The sequence below is a fragment of the Bradyrhizobium sp. 26S5 genome, assembly GCF_036923295.1.
Classification (GTDB): Bacteria; Pseudomonadota; Alphaproteobacteria; order Rhizobiales; family Xanthobacteraceae; genus Bradyrhizobium; species Bradyrhizobium septentrionale.
In genome coordinates this window covers 1,621,636-1,637,165 of sequence record NZ_CP145948.1, presented here as the reverse complement: position 1 = coordinate 1,637,165, position 15,530 = coordinate 1,621,636, and the positions used below count along the sequence as shown (strand labels likewise).

The window sequence follows — 15,530 nt, the reverse complement described above, 5'->3', positions numbered from 1 at the left end:
TCAAACAAACCGCAGACTCGCAGATCGCCCCGTCAACCGGTAGGTGGCCGCTGAACAGCGCTTACTGTACTTTCGCATGATCCACGCCTTCAGCTTCTGATTGACGTAGTCGACCAGAGAGAACAGCGCTGAACGGCTGAACTGACCATAATAACCTATCCCCCCCGGAGGAGCGGATTGATCTGTTGGGCAAGCTCAGCCAGCGTCCCCGGCGTTTGCCGGGGAATGTGCAAACTTCGGATGGTTGCTCGCATGGCCTTCCAGCCGGCCCGGATCAAGTCCGGCCTGCCAGGCTTGCCAACGCTGGCGCCTACGAGAGACGTCGGCGCGCGCTTGTTCGAGGGCGAACAGTGTTTTTTTGAACCGCAGTCCTTCCCGGCGCAGGAACAGCCAGACCGCGTTGTGTGAGACCTTGCCCCCCGAGCTGCCAGTTCCGCCTTCAGACCATGCAGCGTCAGGTGCGGCGTCTGAGTGATCCGCTCGACAATGAAGGCACGATGCGGATCAAGCACGGGCTTGCGGTGACCGCCCATCTTGCCAGGCGCAACCGAGCCGGTCGCCCGCTGCCGCTGTGACCACTTCACAACCGACGAGACCGCAACACCAAACCGTTCCGCCACAGATCGGCAGCTCTCGCCCGCTAAAACCGACGCCACCACACGCTCGCGAAGATCCAGGGAAAGAGGTCGGGTCATGCGATGCTGGCCTCCAATCCAGTCAGCATCTTGAATCATAAACCGCCCAAAACCGGAATCCCCTCCGATTCAGTTAAGCAATGAAATGCTTTAGGCGCCCGCCGCCACGTGCGGGCGACGCCGGCATCAACCGGCGGGCAGATGCACCGCTGGCAACAAGCGCGCCTGACGCAACGCCGCCAGATCAGCCGAGCCGGTGCAGAAGCAGGCGACGGCCAACTGGCGGATGACGATCTCGAAATGCGCGACAACCGCCTCAGTGGAAACCGTAGCCGCGCGCAGCACGCCGGCCGCCTGCCCGGCGATGTCCGCGCAGGCGGATGGCCTTGGCCACGTCGACGCCGCCGCGGATCCCGCCGGCGATCAGCTTCACCGTTGGCCCGACGTACCGCCTGCACGCTGGCCGGGGTCGGAATCCCCCAATCGGCGAACGCCATCGCCACCGTCGGCGGCATCGCGGGCGCGCTGGGCCCTCCACCACGGCCCAACTGGTGCCGCCGGCGCCGGCGACATCGATCACCGCCACGCCCGCCTCGACGAGCGCTCAGGCCACCGAGGCGGAGAGGCCCGACCCCACTTCCTTGGCCACGATCGGCACGCCCACGCTGCGCGAGCGATCTGCGCCAGGACGCCGCGCCAGTCGCGGTCGCCCTCCGGCTGTACGGCTTCCTGCAGCGGATTGAGATGGACGATGAGTCCATCGGCATCCACCGCCCGGCGCGCCAGGTCCAGGCTGTCGGCCTCGCGCAGTTGCGCGGCGCCGTTATTGGCCAGCAAGGGGGACGTCTGGGGCCAGGCGGCGCAGCGCGCGCGTTAACCCCTGGGAGTTGCGGGATTGCAGGCTCACGCGCTGCGAACCGACGCACATGGCGATCCCCAAGGCTTGCGCTGTCTCGCCCAGATGCCGGTTGATGGCCTCGACGCGTGGCATGCCGCCGGTCATGGAGCTGATCAGCAGCGGCGCGCGCATGGTCTTGCCCAGAAGCGAGGCGCGCAGGTCGATCTGCGTCAGGTCCAACCCGCGCAATGCGCAGGTTCGAAACGGATGTACTCCCAGCCGGCGGCGACCGTGGCCGGCGCCGTTCGCCGATCCAGCACGATGTCCAGATGGTCGTCCTTGCGCTGGCTCAGGGCGGCGTCGCTCATGCTCGCTCCATCCGTCGCATCGGGCGACGGCGTTGCGTCGGAGCGGACCGACGGCAGCGCGCGCACGCCGCCGCCCTCCCGCGCGTTCAGGCCGGCGCACGCTGGCCTCCCCCCGCAGCGTCGCTGCGGTAGCGGCTGGTCGAGGTCTGGTAGTACTGCGCGCGGATGGCCGCCATGGTCTCGATCAACGGTCCCCACGGCGCGGGAAAGCGTTCTTCCGCCATCACCCGATGCAGCATGCGCGTATGGCCGGTCAGCTCGTCGTTGAGGAACTCCACCACAGGCATAGCCGGATAGCGCTGCAGCAGCAGGATTACCGCGTTGTCGGCCTCGCCGGCCGACCTGTCCTTGTCGCGTCCATGCAGATCGTTCTGCAGGCGCCCTATCGCGGAGATGAGCCGCAGGACCTGGCGAAACGCCGGACGCGCACGCAAGGTCGCCATGTCCAGCCCCCACAGCAACGACAGGCAACAGAATACGTTCGTGTAGGCGATTGAATTGATGCCGTTGTGCAGGTACTCGGCGTAGGACCAGCGTTCCGCCCCTGCCGCCTGCGCGTGTCCGGCGCGCAGCGCCGCGCAGTAGCACCGGGTATCGTCGAGAAGCTGAGCATAGTCGCGGCGATCGTAGGCGAGCGCGGCCAGCGAAGCGCGCAGCACAGCGCAGCCCTCGAATCCGGGGAGCGCGCAGGGCTCGCCCTGCCCCAGCGCCTGCTCCACCGCGGCGAGCTGTTCCGGCGCGATCAGGCCAAGGTCGTTGCAATCGTCGAGCCAGAACAGCAGCGCCAGTTCGCGATAGAACGCCACGATCAGCGTTTCGTCCTGCGGATCGCGGCCGATGCGGGCGCTGGTGTCGCGCAGGCTCGTGTGGATGCGCTGCAGGATGTACTGGCCGCCCCTGACCGCTTCCACGGCATGCTCGTCGGCGAACCCGGTCAGGGAATGCCCCCACTCCAGCACCTGCTGCAGCGCGCGTTCGGTCTGGATCATGGCGCCGCTCCTGCTCACTCGGCCAGGACGCGCCGCCCCCAACGGAGCGCCAGCCACAATCCGGCGAGTTCGGCCACGCGCACGACCCGGGTGGGGCAATACAGTTCCTTGCCGATCCACAGCGGCGTCTGCGGCAATGCATGCGCATGGCGGGCGAGCATCCACTCCAGCGCATGCGCCACCGCCTGCGCGATGCGCCTGCGCCCTGTCGGCTCTTCGCTCCCGTCCATCACGTACAACGCGAACAGCGCATAGGCGGTTTCCTCGAATGTAGACGCGCGACCGGCGCCCCAGCCACCGTCGTCGCGCTGCGCCTGCAGCAGCGCCGCCAGCGCGCGGTCGTCGCGCCACTGGGGCTTGCCTTGCGCCAGCGCAGCGACCGCATGCGCGGTGGGATACAGCCACGAAACGTGCCATTTTTCGTTGTCCCATAAACCGTGCGCGTTGCGATTGGCCTCGACGTAGGCGCTGGTGCCGGTGGCGGGCTTTCCCAACAGTCGCAACGCATGCAGGGCGTGGATGTTGGTCGACACCGAGGCATTGCGCTCGCCGGGGAAGGTGACGAACAGCTCGCCGATTTCGAAATGGCGCAACGCATCGACCGCCGGGTCGCGGCCTGCAAGGCGCAGGACGCACAACGCAACGGCGGTGTCGTCCGCATCTGCCGCGAAGTGCAAGGCCGGGCCTAGACCGCGCACGCCCAGGCGAGCGTCGAGCTGCGCGACGATCACGCGCACCGCCTCGGCGAGCGCGGGATGCGCGAACAGTCCAGCCAGATGCAGGGTGTACAGCGACCAGCATAGCTCGAACACATTGATCGGCCAGACGTTGGGAACGACACCTTCGATGCCGCTGCGCGTCGCCCGCGATGCCGCCTGCAGATACGCGTCGGCACGCCCGACCTGCGGCGTGCTCCCCTGTGTCACGGCGTGCGCACGCCACGCGGCGGTGGCCGCCGGACTGATGCCGATGCTGCCGTCATCATCCGGGCATGCGGTGGTCGGCGACGTCCCCCAGGCTTCCCAGGAGTGCAGCAACGGATGGCCGCTCGGGAACGTCGCCACCGCCCTCAGCTTGACCAGGCACGCTTGCCGCAACGGCAAGAGCGCCGGGTGGCGCGGAAACGCCACGCCGCCCAGCAAGGATGCGGCCTCGCCGCACAACTGCGGGAGGATCAACTCCGCGCCGATCGGCGCGTCTTCCGGCACCGCATGCGCGTAGGGATCGGGCTGGCGCTCGAGGAACCGGATTGCAGCCTGGACTGCGTCGGCAGCGCCGGGAAGAGGATCGGCACACTGCAATGCCAGCAACGCCGCCCACGTGGGCGCATGGCGGAACAGCGGGAAGTCCGCGCTTCCCCATCCGCCATCGGCCTGTTGCTGTGCGATAAGCCACGCGTATGCGTCCTGCCGACCAGCGGCGTTGCCGTGGAACTGCAGAGCTCGCGCCGTGTCGTAAACGGACGGACCGACGCTGCCGCCGTCGCTCATCTCGCTCAGCAGGTGGCGCAATTCGGAAAGGATCTGTTCGGACAGCGAGTTCACGCGGGATGTTCCTTCTGCAGACGGTTGACGAGAACCAGGATCGGGCAGACGCCGCGCACGTCACCGCAGGCCCGGCGCATGGGCAGCGCCGGACGGCCGCCCTGCTCCGGCGCGGCGACGCGCCCCGATGTCGGTCCGCCGCATAGGCTTGCGCGCAGCGCGCCACGGCCGTGCTGGGCAACCGCTGCGATCGGCGCCGCGGACTCGGACACAGTGCAGCATGCAGCCGCCGGCCGATCGCAGCGGCACAGGCGCGACTCCATGCGGACGGGCGCGCTCACGCGCATGGCGCGTGCTTGAACAGATACGCGTTGGCCCGCTGCAGCATCTGCGCCAACCGTTCCGCACGCGGCCCCAACGGGGCGATGGCCTCCCCGGCGTCGCGCAACAAATCCAGCGCGAAGTGGCGAGCTGCCTGCAGCCCCATGATCGACGCGCAGGTCGGCTTCTGCGCCGCCGCGTCCTTGCCGGGGGTCTTGCCCAGCGTCGCGGTATCCGCTGTCGCGTCGAGAATGTCGTCGACCACCTGCAACGCCAGGCCGAAACAGGCGGTGTAGCGATCGAGCGCACAGTACAGCGCAGCGTGCGCGGCATCCTCCGCGATGGCGCATAGCGCGCCCATGCGAACGGACGCGCGCACTAGCGCTCCGCTCTTCATCCGGTGCATCGCCACGATCCTGTCCAGCTCGACGTGCTTTCCGACCAGCGACAGATCCATGGCCTGCCCGCCTGCGGCACCCTCGGCGGACACCGCCTGCGCCAGTTCGCGCACGAGCGCGATACGGTTGTCGCCCGGCGCATCCAGGCTCGCCAGGGTCAGGAAGGCGTGCGCCTGCAGCGCATCGCCGACCAGGATCGCAGTGGCTTCGCCGAACTTGACGTGCACGGTCGGAAGGTCGCGGCGAAGCACGTCGTCGTCCATCGCGGGCAGGTCGTCGTGGACCAGGGTACAGGCGTGCATCATTTCGATGGCGGCGCCGACGTCGTCGAGCATGTGCACCGGCGTGTCGGCCAGTGCGCCGGCAGCCAGACAGAGCAAGGCGCGGGTGCGCTTCCCGCCATGCAAGGTGGCGTAGCGCATCGCCGCCATCAGCTCGGTCTCACCGTCGTGTTCGGCGCAGAGAAGACGCGCCATCGCCTGTTCGACCCGCTTTGCGCCGTCCTGCATCCAGATCTCCGGCAGCAGCCTGCCGGGTGCATGCGCGCCCAATCCGCCGAGCGCGGAAACGCCAGTTCGGTCGTCGTGCAGCGTGGAACCAGTCTGCATGTTGTTCATCTCCTTGGTACCTGAAACGGCCACGGCGAGCCCCAAGCCGCCGCGGTGTTGCCGGCGTCGCACCGAGTGCAGCAATGCCGCGCGTCGCCGGCGCCGCTGCCTCGCCACACGGGGCATGCGATCCCAGCTCATGAGAATCCGATGCGGATTGTCATGGACGGATGTGCGGTCGGGTAATAGCGCCGGCCTTTTTCGACGCCGCTCAGCAACCGCGGCCGCACCCCGGCCTTGTGCATGGTCAGCGCCAAGGCGATGCAGAACTGCACCAGTTCCAGCCATACCAAGTGATAGCCGATGCAGACGTGTGGGCCGGTACCGAACTGCAGCATGTCCACCGGCCGGATCGGCTCCGTGCGTTGCAGCCACCGCGCCAGGCGGAACTGATCAGGCGCCTCGTGCAGCAGCGCCGATGTCGAGAAATGCAGCAGCGGGATGCACAGATGGGTGCCCGCGGGAATGCGCCGTTGGCCGAGTTGCAATTCCTGCAGCGCGCGACGCGGCAGGAGCGTGGTCGCCGGATGCACGCGCAGCGTCTCGCGGAACAGCGCCTCGGCGACCGGACACTGCGCCAGGTCCGCGTGCCGGGTCGGCACCGCGCCCACGCGTTTCGCCTCCTCGACCAGGGCGTTCCACAGCACAGGCTGCCGCGCCAACTCGATCACCATCCAGGCCATCGTCGAGGCGGTGGTGTCGTGACCGCCAAGCAGCAGCAAGCGGATATTGGCGACCAGCACGTCATCGGAGAGCGCATCGTCGCTGCGATCGAAGGCGCTCACCATGTCGTTGATCAACCCGGTGCGCGCGGTATGCGCGCGCGCGTCGCGGACGAACTGGCGCAGCTGCGCGTCGATCCAGTCGCGGGCGGCGCGGCCGCGCCGCAAGGGCAGTCCGGGCAGGTCGACCCGGGGCGCGACGATCAACTGCAGCAGTTGCCGGTACTTGCGATGCCATCCCGGCAGGTCCTGCGCGGGGATTCCCATGAGTCTGAAGATGAGCGTGAGTGACAGGTCGCTGGTTTCGCGCAGGATGGTTACGTCGCCGCGGTCGCGCCACGCCTGCACCCGCGCCCGGATGACGGGCGCGAACAGGTCGCCGATGCCGGCCTCGGTCAGCCCCTTGGGCAGGAACGCCGCTTTGATCGCATCGCGCGCCTGCCGGTGCGCGCCGCCGTCCTGGGCGACCAACGTTCCGCCAAGCAATTCGGGCGCGATCTCTTCGATCAGCGCCGAGGACACGTCCTTGTGCCGGAGCAATGCGAACGCATCCGGATCCACGCAGGTCATCTGGTGTCCGGCAGGGCCGAAATCCAGCCAGAAGCAGCTGCCCAGCGTCCGTTCCGCGCGCAGCAGCAGGCGCGGCAAGTCGCAGACGATGGCGGGAAGATGCCCGACCAAGGGGAAAGCGCCGGGCACGACCGGGATATCGTACCGCAGCCGGTGCCGACGGTCCAGCGGGTTGAGCAGCATGTCCATCAGCAGCGCGGCGCCGCTTCGGCGGCAGGTACCACCACTCTGCCGCCCACGGCCACCTTGCCTTCAAACCGCCCCATCGTGTCCTCCTGGATTGCGTTGGTCTTTCGCGGCATGCCGCTCGGCCTCCGCCGGAGAAGGCGCAGGGTCGGCGCAGGGTCGCTGGTCATCGCCAGCGTCGCTTTCGATGACCCGAATGGCGGCGACCGGGCACTGGCTGGCCGCGCGCCGCACGGCGGCGTGCAGCGCCTGCGGGACCGTCGCTACGCACACTTCGGCCACGCCGTCCGGGTCGCGCTGGCGAAAGGTGCCCGGCAGCGTCAGCACGCACTGCCCGGTGGTTCCGCACAGATCCTGGTCGACCACGACGCGCATCTCAGCCCCCCCCCCGCGCTTGCAGCCGCACCGACAGCGCGCGGAACGTCCTAAGGAACGCGGACGGCTCCCGGGTCGGCTGCTCGGCCAATGCCAGTGTGGGGAAGCGCGCCTGGATCCGCGGCAGGCTCTCGGCCAACTGCACCCGGGCCAGTTGCGCACCGAGGCAGAAGTGGATGCCGTGGCCGAAGCTCAGCATGATCTTCCCGTCGGTCGACATGCCAGGACTGGTGCCGTAGAACCGCGCGGGATCGAAGCGGTCGGGATCGGCGAAGGCGTCCGGGTCGCGATTGCCGGCCGCGACCAGCACGCGCACGTCCGCGTTCTTCGGGATCACCGCGCCGCCCAGTTCGATGTCGCGCTGGGCGATACGCGGAATGGAGCTGAACATAACGGGCGCGTCACAGCGCAGGACTTCTTCGACGAATGCCTTCACCCCCACGGCGTCTCCCTGCAGCCAGTGCCGCTGTTTGGGATACGCCAGCATCGCCAGGACCGCATGGTCGATGGCCGCAGCAGTGGTGGCGAAGCCGCCCAGCAGCATGCCCCACAACATGCTGATCAACTCCGCATCCGACAGCGTGTCGGCATCGTCGTCTTGTGCGCCGACCAGCATCGACACGATGTCGTGGCGGGGATCGGCGCGCTTGCGCGGTATGAGGTCGCCGAAGTAGGCCAGCACCCTGGCGCTGGCCGCGTCCGCCGCGGCGAGCTGGGGATCGCTGGCGTGCGGGCGCAGGCCTTCCAGAATGGCGCCGATACCGGCGGCGAGCCCGAACATGTCGTCCGGGGGCATGCCGAACAGTTCAGCGGAGACCAACACGGGCAAGGCCAGCGCGAATTCCCGATGCAGGTCCACCGCCTCCCCGCGCTCCAGCGCGGGCGCCATGCCGTCCAGGCGCGCAGCGACGATGCGCGCGATGCTCGGCCGCAGGTTGTCGATCTGGCGCATGGTGAAATCGCGCGAGATCAGCCGGCGCAGACGCGTATGCGTCGGTGGGTCCTTCATCGCTAGCGTGGACGCCAGCAGATTGAGCGATAGGCTGGTCGCCACACGCGGGAAATAGCGCGCCAGTTCGCCCGGCGCCGGCGCCCGAAACGCATCGCCCGTGGCCTTGAACGCCCAGTAGATGTCGGCGTGGCGGCTCAACAGAAAGAGCCCCGACGCCGCGCGATGCACCGGATCGTGCTCGCGCAACCACCGCATGAACGGATACGGGTCGTGGGTGCACGCCGCCGACGCTAGTTCGGCGAAGGCGTCCCGGCATGCTGCCGTGGTTTCTTGCATGTCCATCTTGGCTACCTGTTGGCTACCTGATCTGACCGGCGCGCGAGGCGCGCCGGCAAATTGCGGAGAAGATCCCGATCCCCGGCGGCGTCCGCGCATCACCAGAGCACCGGGAACTCCTCGAACCCGCCAGTGATGATCTCCTTGCGCAACTTCAGTTCTTCCGGCGCCACGGCCAGGCGCAGCGCGGGAAAGCGCTGGAAGATCGAACCGAACACCACCTTGAGTTCCAGCCTGGCCAGCGCCACGCCAATGCAGTAGTGCGGCCCGAAGGAGAACGCCACGTGCGGCTTTCCGTCGCGCCCGACGTCGAAGATTTCCGGTTCGTCGAAATGGCGCGGATCGAACGACGTCGCCGGCAGGCCGACCAACACCTTGCTCTCCGCGGGAATATGAACGCCCGCGATGGTCACGTCGGTCCTCGGATAGCGCATGATGCCGTCCCACCCCGCGCCCGGCGGGTACATGCGCAGGATTTCCTCCACCGCCTTGTCCACCAGGGATGGATCGCCGACCAGGCGTTCGCGCTGCTGCGGATGGCGGAGCATGGCCAGCAGGCCGAATTCGATCTGCGCGACGGTGCTCTCGTGCCCGGCCACCAGCATGCCCGCCGCCAGGCCCATCGCCTCTTCCTCGGTCGCCTTGCCCAGGTCGACCGCCGCAAGCAGATCCGTCAGCAGGTTGTCGCCCGGATCCTGGCGCTTGTCCCGCATCTTGCCGCGAATGTAGGCGCGCAGCTCTTCCCAGGCCAGGCGCGACGCGGTGCGCGGGCCGCTTTCATGCTGGTGCGTCATCACCTCGTCGGACAGCTCGGCGAAAAAGGCGTGATCCTCGTAGAGCACACCCATCAGCGCGCTGATGACCATAGCCGGAAGCGGAAAGGAGAGGTGGCGCCGCAGGTCAGCGGGCTGGGGCTGGGCCGCCAGCGTCTCGAACAACTGCGCGGCGATCGCCTCTACCCGCTGCGCGAGCAGCTTCACCCTGTGGTCACTGAACGCCGGCGCCACGATCGTGCGTAACCGGGCATGTTCGGCCCCCTCGTGCGAGACCAGCCACCCCGGCGAACCGAGAATCACCGAATCCGGGGTGAATGCCGCCGGCGGCATTCCCGCAGGCCGGAACGCCGTGTCGGACATCACCGCCTTGGCTTCGTCGTAGCCCGTCACCCACCAGCCTTCGTGCCCGGACGGGAAGCGCACGCGGTGGATCGGACCGTTGGCGCGTAGCGCCAACATCTCGGGCGAGGGCTCGATGTGATCGACGCGCCACATCGGTAGCGTCGGCAAGGGGTGTTCGGACATGGTGGCACTTCACTCTCTAAGCGATGGAAGGGCGGAAGGTGACCGGCAGGCGCTGCGGGCAGCGAATGACGTAAGATGGCACGTCGACGACCTCCTCCGCGGCGACGGTCAGCGGCAGATCCCCCAGCCGCACGAACAACCCGGGGAAGGCGCATCGCAATTCCAGGTGCACCAGCGCAGCGCCCAGGCAGAAATGCCCCCCCCCCCCCCGGGCCGACAGGCGCGGGTTGTCCCGCCGGGTGACATCGAACCTGTCCGCATCGCCAAAGATCGACTGACCGCAGGGATTGGTGAAGGAGGCTCGACCGCACCCGCCACCGACGTGTCCGCCAATATAGCCTCCGGCCCAGTCCCACACCGCCGGCGGCAAGCTTGACTCCTGGCTCAAGGTCTGCCGCTTCTCGCGACGAGCGCAATTGTTGTGGCTCCCAAAAGAAGAACTCTAGATCGCATCCAACACTCCCCTTTCCTGCATTTTCTCGGTCCGCAATCCAACGCCAAGTCATTGCCACAGCAAACCGTCGGAACGAACCAGACGCGAACAGCGACGCGCGCCGTGTCCGCCCCGAAGACCATCGCACTGCGGTTGGTGATGATGCCGCGAACAGAGCAAATCGCGTGCCGAACTGAATTCGCAGGCTCAACAGGCACTTCGTAGCGGCGCGTAGTGTCAGGTTGTCGGCATTGAGTCTCAATGCCGACAACCGGCGCGGCAAGTGCCCGACAAAGGCCTGCTCTCGCGCTGAATGTGCGCGGCAGCCCTTGCGCGATATTTTAAGCATTCGAATTGGCTGCAGCAGGTGTGGTTCGCCGGAAGCCACTCCGATGTCGGCGGTAGCTATCCGGAAAACGAAGGCCGCCTCTCCCTCGCTGGGTTGAATGGCGCATGCGGCCGAGACCTTCCCGACGGCAAGACGCCCGACGGCTCCGGCATCAAGGTAGACGATAGAGTCCTGAAGCTGAATCCGGATCCGCTTGGTCCGTAGCACGACGAGCGCGAACCCGGGTCACTTGCGGGGGCAAGTCAAGTGGACCGAAGGGTTACGTCAAGTGCAGAGCTAGGCAGTCCTTCATCCGGCGGTGCTTGAGCGCTTCGCCGCGCTAAGGCTGGCTTCGAGATTAAGTCTCAGCCGCGACTAAGCTCTGTCGTCGCTTCGAAGCGCCTCACCATCAGCAGCGTTGCTTGCTAAGCGAGTTCGCCGACCTGACCGGTGGATTGGCGTTGCTCTGCTTCTAAGCCGGCGATCTGCTGCCCGTAGTGGCGGGTGCTCGAGGCATCCGGAGCCACGTCGCTTTTCCAATCGACGACCGCGTCGATGCCGCCGGCGTCAGGAGGAGCCTAGCAAAGGATTCTAGCGCTCGCCCAGCCCCCTCGGTGCAAGACAATTGGTCCCTATACGCGCAATAAGGGGAACCGCGCTGTGACAGTCTCTCTTGACGGCGAAATTCGAGACGGACGGCGCTACATGCAGGTGCGAGTCTACTTTAAGATATCGACGCCCTGCCAGATTGTTTATCACACGAATTTTCTCCGTTTCATAGAGCGCGGCAGAACGAATTACTTGCGCCCGCTCGGCACCAATCAGCAAGCGCGGCTCGAGGAAACGCGGAACGATGCCCCGGGCTTCGCCTTCGTTGTCCGTTCGACGACAATCGATTCTCTAAAACCGGCGTTCTTGGACGGCCTTCTTGACATTGTCACGGTCCCGCAAGAGGTGAGAGGCACTTCGGTTGGCTTGCCGCAGGAGTGCAGGCGCGGGGACGATCTCTTGGTCTCGGCGCGGGTACGGGTCGCGTTTATCTCAGGCGGAAAAGCGCAGCGCATCCCAAGGTCTGAGGCTTGCTATGGAAGAGCACAGATAAATCTGCCTTTCGTTCACGCCTTAACGCTCCAGCGCCCCGATGAAATCAATGCATTGGCCTTCTGCTGCGACATCGTCAAGTCAGAGTTCGCCGGAGCGACACGTTGCTCAAGGTTCACAATCCAACTGGGTGACTGTTCTCGTCGTGGCGCTCTTATACGCGACGATCATTGCCATTGCGGCCTCATTCACCGCTGCCAAGCTCTTGGAAGAAAATTCCTCCATCTGCCGCAGAGCTGGCTCCCGACGCCGCGGCCGACGCAAGCGCTGGCCGACGCATCCGCGCCTTCACAGAAGGCGTCAATCACCACCGGCCTGCAGGCCCAACTCACTGCATCCTTTGCGTCGTGATTGTCGACAAATGTTGCCCGTTGGGATTCCTGTAACGATCGGCGAGGCTCTGTAACAATGAAGCCATCTGTTTCGGATCTGATCGAACAGTAAATTCTCCAAAGTTAGGGTCGAAAAGCGTGGTCGTTCCATTGGAGGCCGACGTCGCCACTGTGTGTGCGCCGCCTTCGGCGAAATACAAGCTGAGCAAATGGTTCGATCGGTCTTTGTTGATTTCGTTCACCATGCGCTCGACGTTCGAAGACTTGCCGAATGCGAATCTCTTCTCCTCTCCAGTCGGTTCCAAGCCAGCTTCCTCCAAAATGGCATTCTGTGCCCGAAGGTCGGCGTGAGACGAGTCTGCTCCCCTGCTTCGCAACTGATCCTTGAGATTTTGATATTGCTGCTGCCGTTCAGCCGCTGAGGCGTGCGTTTGCGACCCAGGTGTGAGCGCACGCATTCGGGTTGGTGGGCTGTTGTTAAGATTGCGGAACCACTCCGCAGTCAGCCCAACGCAGATGCCGTCCACATTCGCATCACGCAGATCGGCCGTTCTGTAATCAAACAAGGAGGTGGCCGGACTCTCTGGAGCGGATGTACTGGGGTCGGAGGCACTGGAAGTTCGAACGTCGTTTTCATCCGAGGTATGTGGCTTGCTGCAGCAGGCCCCCCTCTTGTCGGGCAACTCCCCCGGTTGTGAGTTCCACTGAGGCGAGAGATGTGCTAGTGTTTCCGTAAAGCTGCCGCTATCCACCGACTGACTCAGTTCGTCAGCTTGGCTAGTGCGTGTCGATGAGCTACTGATTCGATCGTACATGACGATTCACCTTTCTGTGCTGCGCTAGTCTCCACGGATCGATTCGGGATGCTTAGGCCCTGCTGCGAGGATACCCAGCCAAGCTGACGGGCAGCTGTTGTCCAGCTTAGAATCGTTCCTTTGGCGAACTTCTGACAATGTCTGATACGGTGCGGCGTAGCGCTGTGTCAGATCCTCCCGCGCATCATCCGGTAGGTGGCCTTGAGCAGCGCTATCGTGGGGACGGACAATTCCTCCGCAACGCTGTTTGCCAGGATAGTAGCGGTGAGGCTGGCGCCGAATTCCTGAGTGCGCTCACCGGAATCATTCGTGGCGGTGAGCGGGCAATACCGCCAACGCTTCAACTACCGACCTTTAACCGATCGGGTTCGGCTGTCCGTCAGTGAGGGCCTCACAGTGAGCTGCGAAGCGGGCGACCATCGGTATTCCCTGTTTCGTGACGGCCTGGCGCTGCTCGGCAATCTGTTCCGCGATCGCCTCCGCGAGGTTGTTATCTGGTCGCCAAACGACGTGCTATCTTTGCGCTGGGCGGCGTCATTCCAGGACGACATTGAAGGAAGGAACGGTCGTCGGAAAGCAGCAAGCTCTCGATCGCGCGCTAGGTCCATCTCGCGAGCCGCCGCGTCGGAAAGCAAGAAGGCGGGCCAAGTCGGATTGCCGCAGCCGCAGGGCCTGATTTCTCCGGAGGACAGCAGCGCAATCGGCGGCGAAGCTGATCCAATTCACGTCCGTCAGCTCCAGAGCGCTGCGGATGCTCGCATCGCGGATGTGGCGTAACGAGGGAAGTCGGTGGATTTCGACACCTTCTCGCGTTGCGAGATATGCCTGTGCTGAGCACTCTGATAGTGTCGTCGATGGCCTGTTGGAACGCGTGGAGATTGCTCTCCTGCTGAAATGGCGTCCGAAGCGCTGGGCCATCGAATGCCCGGGCGAACATTGCAAGGGCCTGCCCCTCATCAACGTCCTGAAACGTATCGACGAAATTGCGCAGCTCGACTTCACTGTCGGGGAACGGAACTCTGTCGACGAGGCTCCGCAGCAGAAATTCGGCCCGAAGCCGGAGATGCTCCTCGAACCCGCGCCGGACCAGATCACCACGGTAGGGACGCCCCGTTTCACGGCGGCCGATCGAACCTGGTCGCGACGTTGGGCCGAGACACTGCCGCGGCATACGAACTTGAAGGCGCCAGGTTTGCCGATCACCGCGTTCCCCGCCGCGGCCAGAACCCCTCTCCGCCTTCGCTTGCCACGATTGACGCATTGAATGACGGTGCGCTCGTCCAGCTCGTCGTCGATCGGACGTGTGCCGATGACAAGACGCCCGTCTTCCAAGAGGAGCGATCACAACAAAATTATTGCTGCGACGACGCTCGCCCCTGCCTCGCCACCACGTCGGCACCCGAGGCAAGCCATGGATTTTCAAATCCACGCCTCGTCAATCTGGTCCGACTGCTGGCGCGACAGGCCGCACGGGACTTCGTTCGAGCCGAAACAGATAGGGGGATACGAGACTGCCTTGCGATGTAAGGAGTCGCCTCCTGAAGGTCGCGCCTACGCCCGCTACTCATCAGACAATCAGCGAGACGTTTCAATCGAGGATCAGTTGCGGCTCTGCACGCCGAGAAACAAGGCTGGACAGTCGTCGACAGCTATACCGATCGCGCAAACTCCGGTGCGTCGCTGTTGCGTCGCGGCATCAGGAACTGATCGGCGATGCGACGCGCGGCAAATTCGTCGCCGTGCTCGCAGAGGCGATGGATCGCCTGAGCCGCGATCAGGATGATATCGCTGGACTGTTCAAGCATATGGCTTTCGGCGGTGTGCGTGTCGTCACGCTGTCGGGGGGTGACGTGACGCATCTGAACAAAGTTCTCGACCGCATCATCGATGAGCACGGGCTGATCGTGAGCGGCTGGTCCGCCGATTGGGACCCCGCGTTGAGAGCGGCACTCACGCGGGCCCCGACGTGGGGATATCCAGTGTACTGGGCGGCGCGAGGTGAACCTTCCAAGATCGCCACGGACCTGATTAGACAGCGGGCCGGCAGGACCATTCGCATTGATAGCGCGGACACGAAAGCTTGGAACGCTTGGTGAGCAGCCAGGCTGACATCAAAAGGCAAAACCCACAGAGCGTTGAATTGATGGTGGCCAGCGACAAGCGCTTGGCAAAGCCTGAATTCCGCATTCAGCTGGGTGATCTTATTTGTGAAGAAGCGCGAAAGCTGGAAAGGACGCTAAACGGCCCGGATTTCGCACTGATCGGCGCCTTTCTCCAATGACCTGATCATGCAGAAGGTGGCGCGAGCAGAGAGTGCAACGGAGTCGGTCGCGCGCATTGTGGGTGTTCTCGGGCGTTGGGGCACCGGATCAGAGTTTCGCTAAGTGCTCGACTTGCGGATCGAATTCGGCGTCAGGGAAAGTATCGGCTGGTTGGGC

At 65.2% G+C, this 15,530-nt stretch carries 17 protein-coding genes and 2 pseudogenes; 5 read left to right on the top strand and 14 right to left on the bottom strand.

The features are described 5' to 3' along the window. From V5279_RS07730 to V5279_RS07675, 12 genes and pseudogenes are all read right to left on the bottom strand, one after another. Entirely contained in the window at nt 1-117 is a 117-nt protein-coding gene (locus V5279_RS07730) for a hypothetical protein (protein WP_338701048.1), read from the bottom strand. A gap of 144 nt (nt 118-261) precedes the next feature. Further along, nucleotides 262-695, bottom strand: a pseudogene (locus tag V5279_RS07725) (IS630 family transposase); the annotation flags it as partial. A gap of 126 nt (nt 696-821) precedes the next feature. Continuing rightward, nucleotides 822-1,841: pseudogene (fni, locus tag V5279_RS07720) on the bottom strand (type 2 isopentenyl-diphosphate Delta-isomerase). Nucleotides 1,842-1,927: 86 nt separating this feature from the next. Beyond that, entirely contained in the window at nt 1,928-2,830 is a 903-nt protein-coding gene (locus V5279_RS07715; protein WP_166104093.1) for a terpene synthase family protein, read from the bottom strand. Nucleotides 2,831-2,844: 14 nt separating this feature from the next. After that, nucleotides 2,845-4,374: a hypothetical protein gene (locus tag V5279_RS07710; protein WP_338696236.1), complete on the bottom strand. Its 1,530-nt coding sequence runs from the start codon at nt 4,372-4,374 to the stop codon at nt 2,845-2,847. Next, the gene (locus V5279_RS07705; RefSeq protein ID WP_176533540.1) at nt 4,371-4,586 is read right to left on the bottom strand and encodes a hypothetical protein; all 216 of its coding nucleotides are present in this window, start codon (nt 4,584-4,586) and stop codon (nt 4,371-4,373) included. The genes V5279_RS07710 and V5279_RS07705 overlap by 4 nt, the downstream gene beginning before the upstream one ends. A 65-nt stretch (nt 4,587-4,651) precedes the next feature. Then, complete coding sequence (locus V5279_RS07700) at nt 4,652-5,641, bottom strand: polyprenyl synthetase family protein (protein WP_166104103.1); 990 nt, start codon at nt 5,639-5,641, stop codon at nt 4,652-4,654. Nucleotides 5,642-5,778: 137 nt separating this feature from the next. After that, nucleotides 5,779-7,122 carry a cytochrome P450 gene (locus V5279_RS07695; protein WP_176533541.1) on the bottom strand — a complete coding sequence of 448 codons (1,344 nt, stop codon included), beginning with the start codon at nt 7,120-7,122 and terminating at the stop codon, nt 5,779-5,781. A gap of 63 nt (nt 7,123-7,185) precedes the next feature. After that, nucleotides 7,186-7,494 carry a ferredoxin gene (locus V5279_RS07690; RefSeq protein WP_173640810.1) on the bottom strand — a complete coding sequence of 103 codons (309 nt, stop codon included), beginning with the start codon at nt 7,492-7,494 and terminating at the stop codon, nt 7,186-7,188. Nucleotide 7,495: 1 nt separating this feature from the next. Further along, nucleotides 7,496-8,788, bottom strand: coding sequence for a cytochrome P450 (locus tag V5279_RS07685; protein ID WP_338696232.1), 1,293 nt, complete (start codon nt 8,786-8,788; stop codon nt 7,496-7,498). 92 nt (nt 8,789-8,880) lie between these two features. Continuing rightward, entirely contained in the window at nt 8,881-10,083 is a 1,203-nt protein-coding gene (locus V5279_RS07680; RefSeq protein WP_338696230.1) for a cytochrome P450, read from the bottom strand. 16 nt (nt 10,084-10,099) lie between these two features. Next, on the bottom strand, nt 10,100-10,453 hold the full coding sequence (locus V5279_RS07675) for a cytochrome P450 (RefSeq protein WP_338696228.1): 354 nt from the start codon (nt 10,451-10,453) through the stop codon (nt 10,100-10,102). 376 nt (nt 10,454-10,829) lie between these two features. Here V5279_RS07675 and V5279_RS07670 point away from each other — a divergent pair, with 376 nt between their 5' ends. Together V5279_RS07670 and V5279_RS07665 are read left to right on the top strand one after the other, a co-directional pair. Further along, entirely contained in the window at nt 10,830-11,069 is a 240-nt protein-coding gene (locus tag V5279_RS07670; protein ID WP_338696226.1) for a phospholipase effector Tle1 domain-containing protein, read from the top strand. A 480-nt stretch (nt 11,070-11,549) separates the two neighbouring features. Beyond that, complete coding sequence (locus tag V5279_RS07665) at nt 11,550-12,296, top strand: thioesterase family protein (RefSeq protein ID WP_338696224.1); 747 nt, start codon at nt 11,550-11,552, stop codon at nt 12,294-12,296. On the opposite strand, the gene V5279_RS07660 is transcribed toward V5279_RS07665, so the two are convergent. Continuing rightward, nucleotides 12,274-13,092 carry a YopT-type cysteine protease domain-containing protein gene (locus tag V5279_RS07660; protein ID WP_338696222.1) on the bottom strand — a complete coding sequence of 273 codons (819 nt, stop codon included), beginning with the start codon at nt 13,090-13,092 and terminating at the stop codon, nt 12,274-12,276. The two genes, V5279_RS07665 and V5279_RS07660, sit on opposite strands and share 23 nt — an antisense overlap. A 309-nt stretch (nt 13,093-13,401) precedes the next feature. Here V5279_RS07660 and V5279_RS07655 point away from each other — a divergent pair, with 309 nt between their 5' ends. Both V5279_RS07655 and V5279_RS07650 read left to right on the top strand, forming a co-directional pair. Continuing rightward, a complete protein-coding gene (locus V5279_RS07655; RefSeq protein ID WP_338696220.1) occupies nt 13,402-13,869 on the top strand; it encodes a hypothetical protein in 468 nt (155 codons plus the stop codon). 85 nt (nt 13,870-13,954) lie between these two features. After that, a complete protein-coding gene (locus V5279_RS07650; protein ID WP_338696218.1) occupies nt 13,955-14,356 on the top strand; it encodes a hypothetical protein in 402 nt (133 codons plus the stop codon). A gap of 385 nt (nt 14,357-14,741) precedes the next feature. Here the strand turns inward: V5279_RS07650 and V5279_RS07645 are convergent, their stop codons facing one another. Beyond that, nucleotides 14,742-14,987, bottom strand: coding sequence for a hypothetical protein (locus V5279_RS07645; protein WP_338696216.1), 246 nt, complete (start codon nt 14,985-14,987; stop codon nt 14,742-14,744). Nucleotides 14,988-15,184: 197 nt separating this feature from the next. Here V5279_RS07645 and V5279_RS07640 point away from each other — a divergent pair, with 197 nt between their 5' ends. Beyond that, nucleotides 15,185-15,373: a hypothetical protein gene (locus V5279_RS07640; protein ID WP_338696214.1), complete on the top strand. Its 189-nt coding sequence runs from the start codon at nt 15,185-15,187 to the stop codon at nt 15,371-15,373. Nucleotides 15,374-15,530: the final 157 nt, after the last annotated feature.

Bases quoted from the DNA above. Each gene is read 5' to 3' on its own strand.
- V5279_RS07715 (WP_166104093.1), bottom strand. From the start codon at position 2,830: ATGATCCAGACCGAACGCGCGCTGCAGCAGGTGCTGGAGTGGGGGCAT.
- V5279_RS07700 (WP_166104103.1), bottom strand. From the start codon at position 5,641: ATGCAGACTGGTTCCACGCTGCACGACGACCGAACTGGCGTTTCCGCG.
- V5279_RS07695 (WP_176533541.1), bottom strand. From the start codon at position 7,122: ATGGACATGCTGCTCAACCCGCTGGACCGTCGGCACCGGCTGCGGTAC.
- V5279_RS07690 (WP_173640810.1), bottom strand. From the start codon at position 7,494: ATGCGCGTCGTGGTCGACCAGGATCTGTGCGGAACCACCGGGCAGTGC.
- V5279_RS07685 (WP_338696232.1), bottom strand. From the start codon at position 8,788: ATGGACATGCAAGAAACCACGGCAGCATGCCGGGACGCCTTCGCCGAA.
- V5279_RS07680 (WP_338696230.1), bottom strand. From the start codon at position 10,083: ATGTCCGAACACCCCTTGCCGACGCTACCGATGTGGCGCGTCGATCAC.
- V5279_RS07670 (WP_338696226.1), top strand. From the start codon at position 10,830: ATGTGCGCGGCAGCCCTTGCGCGATATTTTAAGCATTCGAATTGGCTG.
- V5279_RS07665 (WP_338696224.1), top strand. From the start codon at position 11,550: ATGCAGGTGCGAGTCTACTTTAAGATATCGACGCCCTGCCAGATTGTT.
- V5279_RS07660 (WP_338696222.1), bottom strand. From the start codon at position 13,092: ATGTACGATCGAATCAGTAGCTCATCGACACGCACTAGCCAAGCTGAC.